The 16,138-nt window shown below is 46.7% G+C and carries 14 protein-coding genes and 1 pseudogene; 1 reads left to right on the top strand and 14 read right to left on the bottom strand.

What is annotated here, in order from left to right:
- Positions 1–23: 23 nt before the first annotated feature.
- The 4 genes from VC178_RS06285 to VC178_RS06300 form a co-directional block, all read right to left on the bottom strand.
- Positions 24–959, bottom strand: a complete 936-nt coding sequence (locus VC178_RS06285) for an electron transfer flavoprotein subunit alpha/FixB family protein (protein ID WP_323481935.1) — start codon at positions 957–959, stop codon at positions 24–26.
- The gene (locus VC178_RS06290) at positions 960–1,709 is read right to left on the bottom strand and encodes an electron transfer flavoprotein subunit beta/FixA family protein (RefSeq protein WP_323481936.1); all 750 of its coding nucleotides are present in this window, start codon (positions 1,707–1,709) and stop codon (positions 960–962) included.
- 86 nt (positions 1,710–1,795) lie between these two features.
- Complete coding sequence (locus VC178_RS06295) at positions 1,796–3,448, bottom strand: acyl-CoA synthetase (protein ID WP_323481937.1); 1,653 nt, start codon at positions 3,446–3,448, stop codon at positions 1,796–1,798.
- Positions 3,449–3,491: 43 nt separating this feature from the next.
- Positions 3,492–4,412, bottom strand: a complete 921-nt coding sequence (locus VC178_RS06300; RefSeq protein ID WP_216124950.1) for a histone deacetylase family protein — start codon at positions 4,410–4,412, stop codon at positions 3,492–3,494.
- A 47-nt stretch (positions 4,413–4,459) separates the two neighbouring features.
- On the opposite strand from VC178_RS06300, the gene VC178_RS06305 reads away from it, so the two are divergent.
- Positions 4,460–5,770 (top strand): lytic murein transglycosylase, encoded by a 1,311-nt coding sequence (locus VC178_RS06305; RefSeq protein ID WP_323481938.1) that lies wholly within the window; start codon positions 4,460–4,462, stop codon positions 5,768–5,770.
- On the opposite strand, the gene cysM is transcribed toward VC178_RS06305, so the two are convergent.
- The 10 genes and pseudogenes from cysM to aroA form a co-directional block, all read right to left on the bottom strand.
- Entirely contained in the window at positions 5,767–6,678 is a 912-nt protein-coding gene (gene cysM, locus VC178_RS06310; RefSeq protein ID WP_215318539.1) for a cysteine synthase CysM, read from the bottom strand. The two genes, VC178_RS06305 and cysM, sit on opposite strands and share 4 nt — an antisense overlap.
- A 41-nt stretch (positions 6,679–6,719) precedes the next feature.
- Entirely contained in the window at positions 6,720–7,145 is a 426-nt protein-coding gene (locus tag VC178_RS06315; protein WP_216124948.1) for a ComEA family DNA-binding protein, read from the bottom strand.
- A gap of 87 nt (positions 7,146–7,232) precedes the next feature.
- Positions 7,233–8,252, bottom strand: coding sequence for an ADP-glyceromanno-heptose 6-epimerase (gene rfaD / locus VC178_RS06320; protein ID WP_323481939.1), 1,020 nt, complete (start codon positions 8,250–8,252; stop codon positions 7,233–7,235).
- Positions 8,249–9,178, bottom strand: a complete 930-nt coding sequence (rfaE1, locus tag VC178_RS06325) for a D-glycero-beta-D-manno-heptose-7-phosphate kinase (RefSeq protein WP_323481940.1) — start codon at positions 9,176–9,178, stop codon at positions 8,249–8,251. The genes rfaD and rfaE1 overlap by 4 nt, the downstream gene beginning before the upstream one ends.
- 29 nt (positions 9,179–9,207) lie before the next feature.
- Complete coding sequence (locus VC178_RS06330; RefSeq protein WP_323481941.1) at positions 9,208–10,572, bottom strand: UDP-glucose/GDP-mannose dehydrogenase family protein; 1,365 nt, start codon at positions 10,570–10,572, stop codon at positions 9,208–9,210.
- Between the two features lie 74 nt (positions 10,573–10,646).
- Positions 10,647–11,858 (bottom strand): lipopolysaccharide assembly protein LapB, encoded by a 1,212-nt coding sequence (gene lapB / locus VC178_RS06335; protein WP_323481942.1) that lies wholly within the window; start codon positions 11,856–11,858, stop codon positions 10,647–10,649.
- Positions 11,859–11,924: 66 nt separating this feature from the next.
- Positions 11,925–12,263 (bottom strand): annotated as a pseudogene (locus tag VC178_RS06340) (integration host factor subunit beta); the annotation flags it as partial.
- Between the two features lie 52 nt (positions 12,264–12,315).
- Positions 12,316–13,989, bottom strand: coding sequence for a 30S ribosomal protein S1 (gene rpsA, locus VC178_RS06345; RefSeq protein WP_215295463.1), 1,674 nt, complete (start codon positions 13,987–13,989; stop codon positions 12,316–12,318).
- Positions 13,990–14,135: 146 nt separating this feature from the next.
- Entirely contained in the window at positions 14,136–14,798 is a 663-nt protein-coding gene (gene cmk / locus VC178_RS06350; protein WP_323481943.1) for a (d)CMP kinase, read from the bottom strand.
- 15 nt (positions 14,799–14,813) lie between these two features.
- Positions 14,814–16,133 (bottom strand): 3-phosphoshikimate 1-carboxyvinyltransferase, encoded by a 1,320-nt coding sequence (aroA, locus tag VC178_RS06355; protein WP_323482040.1) that lies wholly within the window; start codon positions 16,131–16,133, stop codon positions 14,814–14,816.
- Between the last annotated feature and the right edge of the window lie 5 nt (positions 16,134–16,138).

Here is a 16,138-nt window from a genome sequence, read left to right on the forward strand (position 1 = left end):
CGAATCAGGTGGGCTATTCAAAATTACGAGAGTGCTTTCGTTAATTCTGGAACAGCAGTAAAGAGATCGGCAACCAAACCATAATCAGCAACACCAAAAATTGGTGCTTCTGGATCTTTGTTAATGGCCACGATCACTTTAGAATCCTTCATGCCAGCCAAGTGCTGAATAGCGCCAGAGATACCTACGGCAACATATAACTGGGGAGCAACGATCTTGCCAGTTTGACCCACTTGATAGTCATTGGGTACATAGCCCGCATCTACGGCAGCACGTGAGGCGCCTAAGGCAGCACCTAACTTATCAGCCAAAGGCACTACTAACTCTTGATACTTTTCGCCAGAGCCTAAACCACGGCCGCCAGATACAATGATCTTGGCTGCAGTCAGTTCTGGACGATCTGATTTAGTCAACTCACGACCGACAAAAGCGGATTTACCTGCGCTATCAGTAGCAACCACTTTTTCAATCACAGCAGACCCACCAGTAGCAGTAACAGGATCAAATCCCGTCGTACGCACAGTAATCACTTTGACCGCATCACCTGACTGAACGGTAGCAACAGCATTACCCGCATAGATCGGGCGCTCAAAAGTATCAGCGCTCACGACCTTAGTAATGTCAGAAAGCTGCGCAACATCTAACTTTGCAGCAACGCGAGGCATGACATTCTTACCGCTAGCAGTAGCAGGTGCCAATAAGTGGCTGTACTTACCAGCTAGCGACAAAATCTGGGCAGCTAAAGGTTCTGCTAATTGATCCGCTAGATTTAAGGCATCAATCTGGATCACCTTGCGGACACCTGCTATTTGGGCTACGGCTGTGGCTACGACATCAGCACCGTTACCAGCAACTAGCACGTCTACTTCGGGAGAGCACTGCAAAGCAGCTGCAACTGCATTGAAGGTAGCCGCCTTTAATGATTGATTATCGTGTTCAGCTATAACAAGAGCAGCCATTTAAATCACCTTCGCTTCATTTTTGAGTTTTTCAACAAGAGCAGCTACATCAGCAACCATCACACCAGCGCTGCGCTTAGGTGGCTCTTCTACTTTGAGAGTTTTGAGGCGAGGCGCAATATCAACACCCAAGTCTTCTGGCTTCACAATATCAATCGTCTTCTTCTTTGCCTTCATGATATTAGGCAAGGTCACATAGCGGGGTTCATTGAGACGAAGGTCAGTCGTGATAACTGCCGGCAATGACAGTGCAATCGTTTCTAAGCCACCATCTACTTCACGAGTCACAGTAGCTTTGCCATCCGCAATCACCACCTTAGAGGCAAAAGTTGCTTGTGGAATATCTAATAAGCTTGCCAACATCTGACCAGTCTGGTTGCTATCGTCATCAATCGCCTGCTTACCGAGAATAATAATTTGTGCTTGTTCTTTTTCTGAAAGCGCCTTGAGAATCTTGGCTACTGCCAAAGGTTGCAACTCAGTATCAGCCTCTACCAAAATAGCGCGATCTGCACCAATAGCTAAGGCTGTACGCAAAGTTTCTTGGCATTGAGTTACGCCTGCAGTCACCACCACAACTTCAGTAGCAACCCCAGCTTCTTTGAGTCTGACTGCTTCTTCTACTGCGATTTCGTCAAAGGGGTTCATACTCATCTTGACGTTCGCAATATCGACACCAGAATTATCTGACTTCACACGTACTTTAACGTTGTAATCAACAACGCGTTTCACTGCAACTAAGATCTTCATCTGACTTTCACAATCCTCAAACGCTTCAAAAACGATATTTATCTAAAAAATCGGGTAACCCTTATTTTACCGCCCTCTCTATTGAACTAGACATCAATAGCAGTGGCCGAGCCAGCCTGCTTGCGCAGCTCGAACTTCTGGATTTTTCCAGTTGAAGTCTTTGGCAGCTCTCCAAAAACAATCGCCTTGGGAACCTTAAAGCCTGCTAAGTGCTGTTTGCAATGAGCGATGATGTCAGCCGGGGTCACTTCGACACCAGGCTTGATTTCTAAGAAAGCGCAAGGGGTCTCACCCCACTTTGGATCGGGTTTTGCTACCACTGCCGCAGCAATCACGGCTGGATGGCGATAGAGCACGTCTTCCACCTCAATCGAAGAAATATTCTCACCCCCAGAAATTATGATGTCTTTGCTACGGTCTTTGATCTTGACATAACCATCGGCACTCTTTACTGCTAAGTCACCTGAGTGAAACCAGCCACCCTCGAAGGCTTCTTGCGTAGCTTTCTCATTCTTCAGGTAGCCCTTCATTGCAATGTTGCCCTTAAACATAATCTCACCCATCGTCTCACCATCAGCGGGAACAGGCTCTAGCGTTTCTGGATTGAGTACATCGATCGCTTGTTGCATGTGATAGCGCACACCTTGACGGGCATTCAAACGGGCACGCTCGCTGATATCCACATCATTCCATTCATCTTGTTTAACGCAAACAGCAGCAGGGCCATACACTTCTGTTAAACCATAGACATGGGTTAGATCAAAGCCTAACTTCTCCATACCTTCAATAATCGAAGCAGGTGGCGCAGCCCCAGCAATAAGACCTTTGACGCCCGCTGGCACTCCAGCCTTAAGCTCATCTGGGGCATTGACCAAGAGGTTATGCACAATCGGTGCTGCGCAGTAGTGGGTCACGCTATGCTCTTTGATAGCAGCAAAGATATGTTGCGCATCTACGCGACGCAAACACACGTTAATACCAGCACGAGCAGCAATCGTCCAAGGGAAACACCAACCATTGCAATGAAACATTGGCAAAGTCCACAAATAGGTGGGATGCTTGTTCATATCCCAATCGAGCACATTCGAGACAGCATTAATGGCTGCGCCACGATGGTGATAGACCACTCCCTTAGGATTACCTGTAGTGCCGGAGGTGTAGTTCAAACAAATCGCTTGCCACTCATCAGCAGGCACTTGCCACGCAAATTGAGGGTCTCCTTCTGCCAGTAATTGCTCATAAGTAAGCTTGCCTAGCCTCTCACCTGCAACGTCGTACTCTTTTTCTTCGACATCAATGACTAAAAATTCACGACCACTATCTTTCTTGGCAATCTCTAAAGCTTTCTTCATCACTCCTGAAAACTCTGGATCGACAATCACGACTTTTGCTTCACCATGGTTCAACATGAAGGCGATGGACTCTGGGTCTAAGCGGGTGTTTAAGGCATTTAATACTGCACCTGCCATCGGAATACCGAAGTGCGCCTCCACCATCGGTGGCGTATTCGGCAACATGACAGCAACAGTATCACCAAGACCAATGCCATGCTTTTGTAAGGCACTAGCCAAGCGGCGGCAACGCTCGTAGGTTTGCGCCCAAGTTTGATGTAACTTGCCATGGATAACGGCAAGCTTCTTCGGATAGATCTCGGCAGATCTTTCTAAAAACAAGAGTGGAGTAATAGGGGTGTAATTTGCAGGATTACGATCTAAACCTTGCTCATAAATATTTGCCATCTTTTGCTTTCAATCTTTGAATAACCGTTTTTCTTGTAACGCTTTAAATATCAGCCAAGGCTTTAACATGAGCAACAACACTTCGACCTAATGCAGATAAGTTATAACCACCCTCTAAGCAACTGACAATGCGATTGTTAGCATATTCATGCGCAATCTCCTTCAAGCGCTTGGTGATCCAAACATAGTCATCCTCAACCAAACCCATTTGACCAAGATCATCTTCGCGATGCGCATCAAATCCAGCTGAAATGATGATGAGTTGGGGCTCAAAGTTGCGGAGCACTGGTAGCCATTGCTCTTCCACAATCGAGCGCACCACGTCGCCACGAGTCGCTGCCGGCAAAGGTACGTTCACCATATTGTCAGCACGATCAAGACCGCTATAGGGATAAAACGGATGCTGGAAAAAGCTACACATCAAAACACTCGGGTCATTGAAAAATGCGGCTTCTGTGCCATTGCCATGGTGCACATCAAAATCAATAATGGCCACGCGTTCAAGACCGTAGGCTTCCATGGCATAACGAGCGGCAATAGCCACGTTATCAAATAAGCAAAATCCCATTGAACGGGTAGGTTCGGCATGATGCCCTGGGGGTCTTACTGCACAAAAGACATTTTCAACCTCACCCTTCATGACAGCATCGACCCCGGCAATCGCTGCCCCAGCAGCACGCAAGGAAGCCTGCCATGTATGGGGATTCATGATGGTATCGCCATCGAGCATGGCATACCCACTTTGGGGTGCTTTCTCTTTGACGAAAGCAACGTGATCAGGACTGTGAACCAGTTCTAGCTGGTCTTCGCTAGCCAATGGCGCATCGAGGTGATGCAAGAAGCGATCTACCCCACTACGAATCATCTGGTCATTGATAGCTTGAATCCTTTCAGGGCACTCTGGGTGATGGCTACCCATCTCATGTTTCAGAAAGTCTGGGTGAGTTATGTATCCTGTTGTCATTAGCTGTAATCCTTAATAGCAAAACTGTATTTTTTATACTCTAATTAATGGTGCTTAATTCTCAACAATCCTTGCTCTGGGGCATGAACTTTCGGGTCTGCTACCTGCTGCTCGCACTGTTACTTGGGGCCTGCTCGAGCAGTCCTTCGCAACAAAGTAATACCCAACAACCCATCGTAAACCAAGCCGATGATGCGATCACCGAAGCACGTTACAGCCAAAACCTGAGTACCCTATTAAACCAAGTCTCACAAACCCAAGAAATACCGCTGCAGACCCTAGAAAACGGCTTTCTTGATGCTAAAACGATTCCCTCTATTCGCAAATTGGTATTACCCCCATCGGGCACTTTTAAGAAAAATTGGCTAGCGTATCGCAAACGCTTTATTGAGCCAGTGCGCCTCAAGGCTGGAAAGGCCTTTTGGGATGAAAACCGCGCCTTTTTAAGTCAGGTAGAGCAAGACTCAGGGGTGCCAGCAGAGATGATTGTCGCCATTATTGGAATTGAGACTATTTATGGGCGTCAGACTGGTAATTTTCGAGTCAAGGATGTGTTGTCAACACTCGCCTTCAGCTATCCCGATACCCCTAATAAGCCTGCCCGCGAGCAGCTTTTTAAGGATCAACTTCAAGAACTGATCCTGCTGTGCTGGACAGAAGCTGGCGGTAAGTTGCCAGCCAAAAATAGCATCCGAGGCGTAAATGTGACTCGCTTTAATACCTGCCTCAATCAAAACAGCTCCTATGCTGGAGCGATTGGCTTGCCACAATTTATGCCCAGCAGTATCCGCAGTTTTGCTGTTGATGGTGACGGCGATGGACGCATTGATCTTAAACAAAGTCCTAAAGATGCAATCGCGAGCGTAGCGAACTTTATGAAGCAACATGGTTGGCAAGCAGGCATGCCGATTTCTTTTCCTGTACAAGAAAACGCTATACCAGTTGCAAAGCAATGGGCTGATGGTGAACCACAACTGAAATACACCGTTGCAGAACTAATTGAACAGGGCATCCTATTGCCTCAACAAGGCGATCTTCAAAGTGGTGGGGTGGAACCCCAAAGTAAAGCCTTGATTGTGGATCTGCCCTACCCCGACAAAGACGGACTCGATCAAGCACAGTATTTTGTGGGATTAAATAATTTCTTAACCATTGTTCAGTACAACCGCAGTTATTTCTACGCTCAGAGTGTGGCAGAGTTTGCAGAAGCACTAGGTTATAAGAACCAAAGCGTAGTACCAGCTACCTTATCAAATGAAGCACTAGCGAAAGCAGCAGATCAAAAAAGCTTTGCAGATAAATCAAAGGTTAAGAGTTCAAAGAAATCTAACGCTAAGAAAAAAACTAATCCAAATTAAGCAGGGAATACGCCTGTCGATAAATAGCGATCACCGCGATCGCAAACTATGAAAACGATAGTGGCGTTTTCCACTTGGCGTGCAATGCGCAAAGCTACCACTAGCGCTCCACCTGCCGAGATGCCGCAGAAGATTCCTTCTTCCACTGCCAAGCGTCTTGCCATATCTTCAGCATCTGCCTGCGTGACATACTCAATACGATCAACCCGATCACCTTGGTAAATCTTTGGTAAATACTCTGGCGCCCACTTCCGAATACCAGGAATCTGTGAGCCCTCTTCAGGCTGGGCGCCAATAATCTGAATGGCAGGATTCATTGACTTGAGATAAGTCGATACACCAGTAATTGTGCCGGTGGTGCCCATCGCAGAGACAAAGTGAGTGACTTGCCCATCGGTATCGCGCCAAATCTCTGGGCCCGTAGTTTCAATATGGGCTCTGGGATTATCCGAGTTGGCAAATTGATCTAACAATCTGCCACGCCCCTCACGCTGAAGTTGTAGCGCGTAATCTCTTGCAAACTCCATGCCACCAGATGCAGCAGTCAAAATAAGTTCTGCACCATAGGCCGCCATACTTTGACGTCGTTCAATACTTTGGTTTTCAGGCATTACCAAGACCATCTTGTAACCCAGCATGGCTGCAGTCATTGCTAAGGCTATACCAGTATTGCCACTGGTTGCCTCAATCAAGGTATCACCAGGTTTAATTTCGCCACGCTCTTGTGCGCGCATAATCATCGACAGCGCAGGTCGGTCTTTTACCGACCCGGCTGGATTGTTGCCTTCTAGCTTACCTAAAATGACATTGTTACGATTCTCGTTTTCTAAACCGGGAATACGCTGCAAGCGCACTAATGGGGTGTTGCCCACAGTTTGTGAAATCGTTAGGTAAGAAGGTTTGCTCATGAGCCCATTTTAGCCATAAGCAAGCCTACACTCTGAAGGGCTTAATTTCGGCGATGTGGCGTCGTACGCTCCGGCTGATTGCGGCTACCAGCTTGATGACGCGAATTGCGTCGGCCAGAGGCTCCGCCATCCTTCTTGGTGCGACCATTAGGCTCCCGAAAGGAGCCAGGGGCTTCAATAGTTAAACCGTTATCCACCATTTTTTCAACGGATTTCATGCCAATGCCACGGACTCGCTTCTGTAAATCATTAGCATCTTGAAAATGACCGCCATCGGTACGCTCGCTAATAATCGTTCTTGCTTTAGATGGACCAATTCCTTTAATACTTTCTAATTCAGATTGGGTTGCTGTATTGACATTAATGGGTGAAGCGTTAGCAAGCCCTAGGGAAGTCATTGCTAAAACTGCAGAAACCAAGGCAGATCTCATCAAACCAGCACTTCTTATATGAAAACTTTTCGTCATATATTCTCCGTAGTAAACAAAAAATCCACGGACACAAAGTGCACGTGGATCGCTTATAACGAAGAAAAAAGTATTGGGTTGACTAGCTTACAGTGGGTTGGCTAAGAAACCAGAATTGGCCTCCAACCACTCGATATAACGACTGACACCTTGCTCAACATTTAGGAAGGGTTCTTTGTAGCCAGCAGCGCGCAGTTTTGTTAAATCGGCTTGAGTAAAACACTGATACTTACCTTTGAGCGCATCCGGAAACGGAATGTACTCAATTGCTTTTTCCTTGACCAACTCTTGTAGGCTGGCAGGTTTTGCCTTATCCAACTTGCGCATTGAATTTGCAACTGCATGTGCCACATCATTAAATGGCTGAGCACGACCACTACCCAAATTGAAGATGCCACTGATTTCTGGATGATCTAAGAAAAATAAATTCACTTTGACAACGTCCTCAACAGAAACAAAGTCACGACTTTGTTCGCCTGGACCATAACCACCGTATTCTCCAAAGAGTTTGACGTGGCCGTTAGCTTTGTATTGGTGGTATTGATGAAAAGCTACTGAAGCCATACGGCCTTTATGCGATTCACGGGGACCGTAGACGTTGAAGTAACGGAAACCAACTACTTGGGCGGTATTAGCATTTTCAGCAAAGCGCTTACGCATCACTTGATCAAACAAGAATTTAGAGTAGCCATAGATATTGAGTGGCTTCTCATGTTCGCGACTCTCAACAAAAATATCGGATCCACCGTAAGTGGCTGCTGAAGAGGCGTAGAGTAGTTGTACTTTTTGCGCTGTACAGATGTCCAACAAATCAATGGTGTAGCGATAGTTATTCGCCATCATAAAAATGCCATCAGTCTCCATAGTGTCCGAGCAGGCACCTTCATGAAAGACTGCCTTTACTTTTCCGAACCGACCACTTCTAAAAGCTTCTAGAAATTCATCTTTATCAAGGTAATCAATAATGTCTAGATCGGCAAGGTTGCGATACTTATCAGCAGGACGCAAATCATCTACAGCGATGATGTTTTTCTCGCCACGGGCATTAAGCGCTTGAACAATATTGGCCCCAATAAAACCAGCAGCGCCAGTTACGATAATAGTCACTGTAATTCCTCTGAAGTAACGGTAGCAGTACCGAGCTTACCAACCACAATACCACCAGCACGGTTGGCTAAGGCCATCGCCTTTTCTAAAGGCCACTTCGCAGCCAAAGCAACCGCTAGAGTTGCAATCACAGTATCTCCAGCACCCGATACATCAAATACTTCACGTGCTTGAGCCTTAACATGACTAACACCTGCTTCGGTATATAAACTCATCCCCTCTTCAGAACGCGTCAAGAGAAGTGCCTGTAAATTAAGTGATCTTCTGAGATCTTGCGCTCTGCGGGTGAGGTCTTCCTCACTCGTCCACTGACCAACCACTTGGCGCAACTCGCTGCGATTCGGAGTTAAGACCGTGGCACCACGATATTTTTCATAATCTTCGCCCTTAGGATCAACCAAGATCACTTTATTTTGCGCTCTAGCTTGCTCAATCATATGCGCTACTTGACCTAAGGCGCCTTTGCCGTAATCAGAGAGGATAACGACGTCAGCAGAGCCAACCAACTTCTCAAAACGCTCTAATTTATGCGCTAAAGCTTTTTCACTCGGCGTTTCTTCAAAATCTAAACGAATTAACTGCTGCTGTCGCGCAATGACACGCAACTTCACAATCGTTGGCGCTTTAGGATCAATTTCTAATTGACTATCAACGCCACCAGACTTGAGTAAATCAATAACTCGCTGTCCTGGCTCGTCTTGACCAACAATACCGAGAATAGTCGTTTGTGCACCCAAAGCAGCGACGTTACGAGCGACGTTTGCAGCACCACCCAAACGTTCATCAATCTTACCCACCTGCACCACTGGGACAGGCGCCTCAGGAGAAATGCGATTCGTATCGCCAAACCAATAACGATCTAGCATCACATCACCGACTACTAGCAGGCGTGCTTTAGAAAACTGTTCGCGATTGGCTTTTTCCATTTGGAGACTTGATATTTTTTTGATTTAGCTCAATTATGTCGCCCAATGCCATGGTATTCAATACCTAACTCATCCATGGCTTGTGGTTCATAAAGATTACGTCCATCAAATATGATTGGGTGAACTAATTTTTGCAGAACGGCATCAAAATCTGGACTGCGGAATGCCTTCCACTCGGTAACGATCACGAGTGCATCACAACCATCTAAAGCAGCCATTGGATCGGCAACCATTGATACTTTCTTGAGACCCTCTGGATTTCCTTTGAAATCCACCTCTAAGCAATGCTTTGCTTCTGGCATCGCTACTGGGTCATGGGCAACCACAGTTGCACCACGCCTCACCAACTCTTGAATAATTACTCGGCTTGGTGCTTCACGCATGTCATCAGTATTGGGCTTAAATGCAAGGCCCCATAAAGCAAATTTCATCTTAGAAAGATCTTTACCGAAGCGCTTTTCAATCTTCTCAACCAAAACATGCTTTTGAATCTCATTGACTGCCTCAACCGCATCCAAAATCTTGAGATCACGTCCGTGCTCTTTGGCAGTCTTAGATAAAGCTGAGACATCTTTTGGGAAACAAGAGCCACCATAACCAGTACCTGGATATAAGAAACCAAAGCCAATGCGTGAGTCAGAACCAATACCTTGACGAACTGCTTCAATATCCGCACCAACCAAATCAGCCAAGTTAGCCAATTCATTCATAAAAGAAATGCGGGTTGCTAGCATGGCATTAGCAGCATACTTTGTTAATTCTGCACTTTTGACGTCCATGTAATAGGTACGCTCATGATGGCGGTTAAAAGGCGCATAGAGTTTGCGCATTTGCTCTTTGGCACGCAAACCTGCTGGGGTATTTTCAGTGCCAATCACAATACGATCAGGGCGCATAAAGTCTTCTACGGCGGCACCTTCTTTTAAGAACTCTGGATTCGAAACAACCGAGCAGAGTTCAGCAGACAAACCTCTTTTCTCTAACTCTTCTGTAATCGCTGCCGATACTTTATCTGCCGTACCGACCGGCACCGTAGATTTATCAACAATCACCTTAGCACTGCTCATATGACGACCAATATTGCGCGCAGCAGCAACAACATACTGTAGGTCAGCAGAGCCATCCTCATCCGGCGGAGTGCCTACTGCAATAAATTGAACATCTCCATGAGCTACAGAAGCAGCGACATCCGTAGAAAACTGCAGGCGGCCAGCAGCGCGATTGCGCTCAATCATTTCCTTTAAGCCCGGCTCGTAAATGGGTACACCACCAGAATTGAGGATCTCAATCTTCTTCGGATCCAAGTCTAGGCAAAAAATATTATTGCCTTGCTCTGCAAGACAAGCGCCAGTAACCAAACCTACGTAACCACTGCCTATGATCGTAACTTTCAAAATAGCTCCAACTTTTCTTATGTTTATTGAACAATCATCATTGAACTATAACTTGATGACGATTCCATTAATCTTTACATGGAAGGACCGCTAGGTGCGACACCTTCAGAACGCCTTGGGGAATAAGCCTCCCAATGATTACAGCCAGGACACTGCCAATAAAATCTCCGGGCACGGAAACCACAATTGCCGCAGGTATAGCGCGCCAAACTCGTCGTGCGTTGACGCAAGAGATTGAGGATGGATTGCAACTCAGCAAGTCTTTCTGGTTTGGCACTGCCCTCCTCCAAGGCTAAACGGGTCTCAGCCAACTTAGATAAAGCACTCAAACTAGGTGAATACTGCATCACTTCAGACAACATCACATCAGCAGCTTGGGGGCCCCGTATTTTCATGACCTGCTTGTGAACAATATCCAAGAGCTCACCAGAAGCTTGCGTCTTCAGCAATTCACAGAGGCGCTCAAGCCCCTCGTTTTCTTTACCTAGAGCAGCATGTGCCACCATCCAACGATCTGCCAATAAATGCATGTAGGCAGGATGAGATGCAGCAACCAAACTCCACGCTTGAATAGCTTGCGCTGGACGCTCTAAGGCCATTAAGTAATCGCCCTGCAAAATCAAAGCACGGGCATGATTAGGCACAGCTTGTAGAGCGCGCTCAATCGATTGTTCAGTATCAGTGAGGTCTTTACGACGCAAGGCGTCTTGCCCCAGTTCGCAATGGAACTGAGCAATCTCAGTTTGATGTGATTTACCTTGCAAGCCCTCAAGCTCAGTAGCGGCGATGATGGCTTTTTTCCAATCACGCTCTACTTGATACATCTCTAAAAGGCTTTCCTTGGCAGGAACCGCAAACTTACCATCACCAACACGATTGAGTGATGCCTCAGCGCGATCCAGTAAGCCTGCACGCAAGAAGTCGCGACCCAACTCATAGGCAGCCTGATCACGATCGCGGGGCTTTAAATCATCCCGATTGGCTAAATGTTGATGAACTTTAATGGCTCGCTCGGTTTCGCCGCGCCGACGAAATAAATTGCCCAGTGAAAAATGCAATTCCACCGTTTCGGGATCTAATTGTGCGATCTTTACCAATGTTTCAATCGCTTGATCGGGCTGCTCATTCAGCAGGAGACTTAAACCCTTAAAGGTAGAACGCTGCTGCAGCATACGCTCACGCTCATCCATGCGATTCTCAAGGCGCAAATCCCAACGCGATGCTAACCAGCCAATGCCAAACATCACAGGCAGAAGCAATAACCAAGATGTCGCTATCTGAATCATGGCGTACAGAATCTAAATAAAAAAATGGTCCGTATGGACCACTGAGGATGAGCCAGAATACTAGGCACCAGAACCCTCTTTGGGGCCCGCCTGTTTTAATGGCTTGTAATCTACTCGCTCACGCAATTCTTTGCCAGGCTTAAAGTGCGGAACGCGTTTTTCTGGAATCAATACCTTCTCGCCAGACTTTGGATTACGACCAGTACGTGCTGGGCGATGATGAAGTACAAAACTTCCCACACCGCGTAACTCAATACGCTTACCCTCAGCCAAGGCTTGAGTCATTGTGTCCAACAATGTTTTTACTGCCAACTCCACATCCCTAGGCAGAAGCTGCGGGAACTGTTCCGCAAGGCTTTCCACGAGTTCGGAGCGGGTAATTGCTTGTTGCTCTTGATCTGTCATGATCTATCAATAAAAAACCGCCGCTCTCCTCATGGAAAGCGGCGATATTGATTTAGCCTTGATTGTCCATTTTTGCTTTCAACAAAGCACCCAAATTGGTTGTGCCAGACTGCGCATCACCTTGGAGCTTGTTCATTGCATCTTGTTGATCAGAGCTGTCTTTTGCCTTGATTGAAAGATTGATGGCGCGTGACTTACGATCAATATTAATGATCATTGCAGTAACGCTATCGCCTTCTTTCAATACATTGCGTGCATCCTCAACACGATCTGTTGAGATCTCAGAAGCGCGCAAATAAGCTTCCACTTCATCAGCTAAGTGAATGGTTGCACCTTTAGCATCCACGGCCTTGACAGTGCCAGTGACTAAAGCACCTTTGTCATTCACAGAGGTGTAGTTGTTGAATGGGTCACCAGACAATTGCTTGATACCGAGAGAGATACGCTCTTTCTCAACATCAATTGCCAATACGGTGGCTTCAACTTCATCACCTTTTTTGTATTTCTTAACAGCTTCTTCGCCTGGCTCATTCCATGAGAGGTCTGAGAGGTGAACTAAACCGTCGATACCGCCAGGTAAGCCAATGAACACACCAAAGTCGGTAATAGACTTGATTGCGCCAGAAAGCTTGTCGCCTTTTTGTTGTGAACGTGCAAACTCTTCCCATGGATTTGCTTTGCACTGCTTGATGCCCAAGCTAATACGACGCTTGTCTTCATCGATATCGAGAACCATGACTTCAACTTCGGTACCCAATGCAGTTGCTTTGCTTGGAGCAACGTTCTTGTTAGTCCAATCCATTTCAGAAACGTGTACCAAACCTTCGATACCAGATTCGATTTCTACGAATGCGCCGTAATCAGTCAAGTTAGTAACTTTGCCAAATAAACGGGTATTTGGTGGGTAACGACGCGCGATACCAACCCATGGATCATCACCAAGCTGCTTCACGCCAAGTGAAACACGGTTCTTCTCTTGATCGAACTTCAAGATCTTCGCGGTAACTTCTTGACCAACGGTCAACATTTCGCTTGGATGACGCACGCGACGCCATGCCAAATCGGTAATGTGCAAGAGGCCATCGATACCGCCGAGGTCAACGAATGCGCCGTAATCCGTAATGTTCTTCACGAGGCCAGTAACTACTGAACCTTCTTTTAAGTTAGACATCAACTTAGCACGCTCTTCACCTTGGCTGGCTTCAACTACCGCACGACGTGACAACACAACGTTGTTACGCTTACGGTCAAGCTTAATAACTTTGAACTCCATGGTCTTGCCCTCGTAAGGGCTAGTGTCTTTGATTGGACGTGTATCAACGAGTGATCCAGGCAAGAATGCGCGGATACCGTTCACCATCACAGTCAAGCCACCCTTAACCTTACCAGTAACAGTACCGGTAACGATCTCAGCTTGCTCAAGCGCTTTTTCTAAGTTCAACCATGATGCAAGACGCTTAGCCTTGTCACGAGAGAGGATGGTGTCGCCATAGCCGTTTTCGAGTGCGTCAATAGCAACAGAAACGAAATCGCCAGGAGCTACTTCAATCTCGCCAGCGTCGTTATGGAATTCTTCAACAGGAATAAACGCTTCAGACTTTAAGCCAGCGTTAACAACGACGAAGTTATGGTCGATGCGAAGAACTTCAGCCGAAATAACTTGGCCAGTCTTCATATTCGAGCGGGTTAATGATTCTTCAAATAATTCTGCAAATGATTCAGACATGTGTATTCACTTTGTGCCGTCAGAAGGCCCGACGGGTTAGGTTAAAAAAGCCTTAAAGAAACACGCTAATGAAATAATCGCGTTGTGGAGTTTCTCAAGACGCCAAAACTACTACTTACTTCTCACTACTTTTACTGCTTACAAAGCTAAGCAATCACAGATTGATACCAATCTAAAACCGTCTTAACTGCTTGATCTATCGATAAATCTGACGTTTCAAGCACTTTTGCACCATCTGCAACTAGCAAGGGTGCGGTACCTCGACTACTATCCCGGGCATCGCGCTCCTGCAAATCCTGCAGTAAGTCAGAAAGTTTAGCAGAAATTCCCTTAGCTATCAATTGCTTATAGCGACGTTCCGCTCTGGCAACGGCGGTAGCAGTCAAAAAAACCTTCAAAACTGCATCCGGGAATATGACGCTGGCCATATCTCTACCATCCGCCACCAGACCAGGAGCCTGGCGAAAACTGCGCTGCAGACCCACCAAAGCTGATCTGACCTCAGGATGAATAGCCACGGCGGAAGCCCTCAAACCGATACTTTCGGTACGAATGGCGTCCGTCACACCCTCACCATTCAAGAAAATTTGCCTATTTTTAAATGAAATCAATAACTTAGGGACCAAAAGACCTAATTCTGGGCCATTTTTAACGTCTATCCCCTGTTGTTCACTCGCCAAGGCAACTAGGCGATACAAGGCCCCGCTATCCAAATAATGAAAGCCTAACGTTTCTGCCACCAAAGCAGCAACCGTGCCCTTACCTGAGGCAGTTGGACCATCGATTGCGATGACTGGGCAATTGCTCATGAAATCAATCTTGAATTAACTGACTACTTTCGCAAATTCAGCGAAGTAAGTAGGAAAAGTTTTGGCTACACAATTAGGGTCATTAATCTTGAGCGCGTTTGGACCAAACGCCGCAAGCGAGAAACACATCGCCATCCGATGGTCATCGTAGGTATCAACACCTTCGGCGGGTGACTTCCAATCAGCGAAAGATGCTGGCGCCTGAACAACAATGTAGTCAGCGCCTTCTTCAACAATCGCACCAAGCTTTTTTAATTCTTTTGCCATCGCGGCGATGCGATCGGTTTCTTTGACACGCCAACTGGCAATGCTATTTAAACGAGTGGGGCCTGCTGCAAATAATGCAGCTACCGCCAAAGTCATTGCAGCATCTGGAATCTCAGTGCAATCCATCGTGATGCCATTGAGCTTGCCGTTTGCATTTTTAACGCCAGCGACCTCAATCCAATCTTCACCAGCAGTAATATTGGCACCCATCAAAGCCAGCGCATCCGCAAAAGCAACATCCCCTTGAATACTCTCTTTACCCACGCCCAGTACTCGCACAGGTCCGCCACCAATGGCACCAAGGGCCAGGAAGTAAGAAGCAGAGGAAGCATCCCCTTCAACAGATAATTGACCTGGACTTTGATAAACCACATCAGACGTTTTTGCGGGAATGACAAATGATTGTGGATTTGGACAAGCAACAATCACGCCGAAGCGCGCCATGAGTTTTAAGGTGATATCAATATATGGACGGGAGATCAGTTCGCCAACGACTTCAATTCGGACAGGCTGGTTCGCTACCAAAGGCAAAGCCATCAATAATGCCGTCAAGAACTGACTTGAAACATCACCGCGCACCTTCACAACATCTTTAATCTGAATATCCGCCGCCAAGATTTTGATTGGGGGATAGCCTTCTTGTAATTCGTATTCAATCTTCGCGCCCACTTGACGCAAACCATCTACTAAATCTCGAATGGGTCTTTCATGCATCCGTGCAACGCCAGATAAGCGATAGTTACCACCTTGCATCGCTAGCGCCGCTGTTAAAGGGCGTATTGCTGTACCAGCATTACCCATAAAGAGGTCAGCATCGTGCACTGGAAATTTGCCACCACAGCCTTCCACCACGCAAACCTTATCAGCCTGATCAGTGACAGACAGGCCAAGCTGACGCAAGGCATTACGCATCACTTGCGTATCGTCCGCATCCAACAAATTCTTGAGCGTAGTTGTGCCGGTAGAAAGCGCTGCTAATAATAAGGCGCGATTTGAAATACTCTTAGAGCCTGGCAACACAATCGAACCTTGTGCTTGCTTGAATGGGCCAATACTAATATGAGGCAAACCAC

Source organism: Polynucleobacter sp. AP-Sanab-80-C2, from assembly GCF_035012965.1.
In the GTDB taxonomy this organism is placed as follows: domain Bacteria; phylum Pseudomonadota; class Gammaproteobacteria; order Burkholderiales; family Burkholderiaceae; genus Polynucleobacter.

Coding starts and splice junctions, on each gene's coding strand:
- VC178_RS06285 (WP_323481935.1), bottom strand. CDS start 959: ATGGCTGCTCTTGTTATAGCTGAACACGATAATCAATCATTAAAGGCG.
- VC178_RS06290 (WP_323481936.1), bottom strand. CDS start 1,709: ATGAAGATCTTAGTTGCAGTGAAACGCGTTGTTGATTACAACGTTAAA.
- VC178_RS06295 (WP_323481937.1), bottom strand. CDS start 3,448: ATGGCAAATATTTATGAGCAAGGTTTAGATCGTAATCCTGCAAATTAC.
- VC178_RS06300 (WP_216124950.1), bottom strand. CDS start 4,412: ATGACAACAGGATACATAACTCACCCAGACTTTCTGAAACATGAGATG.
- VC178_RS06305 (WP_323481938.1), top strand. CDS start 4,460: ATGGTGCTTAATTCTCAACAATCCTTGCTCTGGGGCATGAACTTTCGG.
- cysM (WP_215318539.1), bottom strand. CDS start 6,678: ATGAGCAAACCTTCTTACCTAACGATTTCACAAACTGTGGGCAACACC.
- VC178_RS06315 (WP_216124948.1), bottom strand. CDS start 7,145: ATGACGAAAAGTTTTCATATAAGAAGTGCTGGTTTGATGAGATCTGCC.
- rfaE1 (WP_323481940.1), bottom strand. CDS start 9,178: ATGGAAAAAGCCAATCGCGAACAGTTTTCTAAAGCACGCCTGCTAGTA.
- lapB (WP_323481942.1), bottom strand. CDS start 11,858: ATGATTCAGATAGCGACATCTTGGTTATTGCTTCTGCCTGTGATGTTT.
- rpsA (WP_215295463.1), bottom strand. CDS start 13,989: ATGTCTGAATCATTTGCAGAATTATTTGAAGAATCATTAACCCGCTCG.
- cmk (WP_323481943.1), bottom strand. CDS start 14,798: ATGAGCAATTGCCCAGTCATCGCAATCGATGGTCCAACTGCCTCAGGT.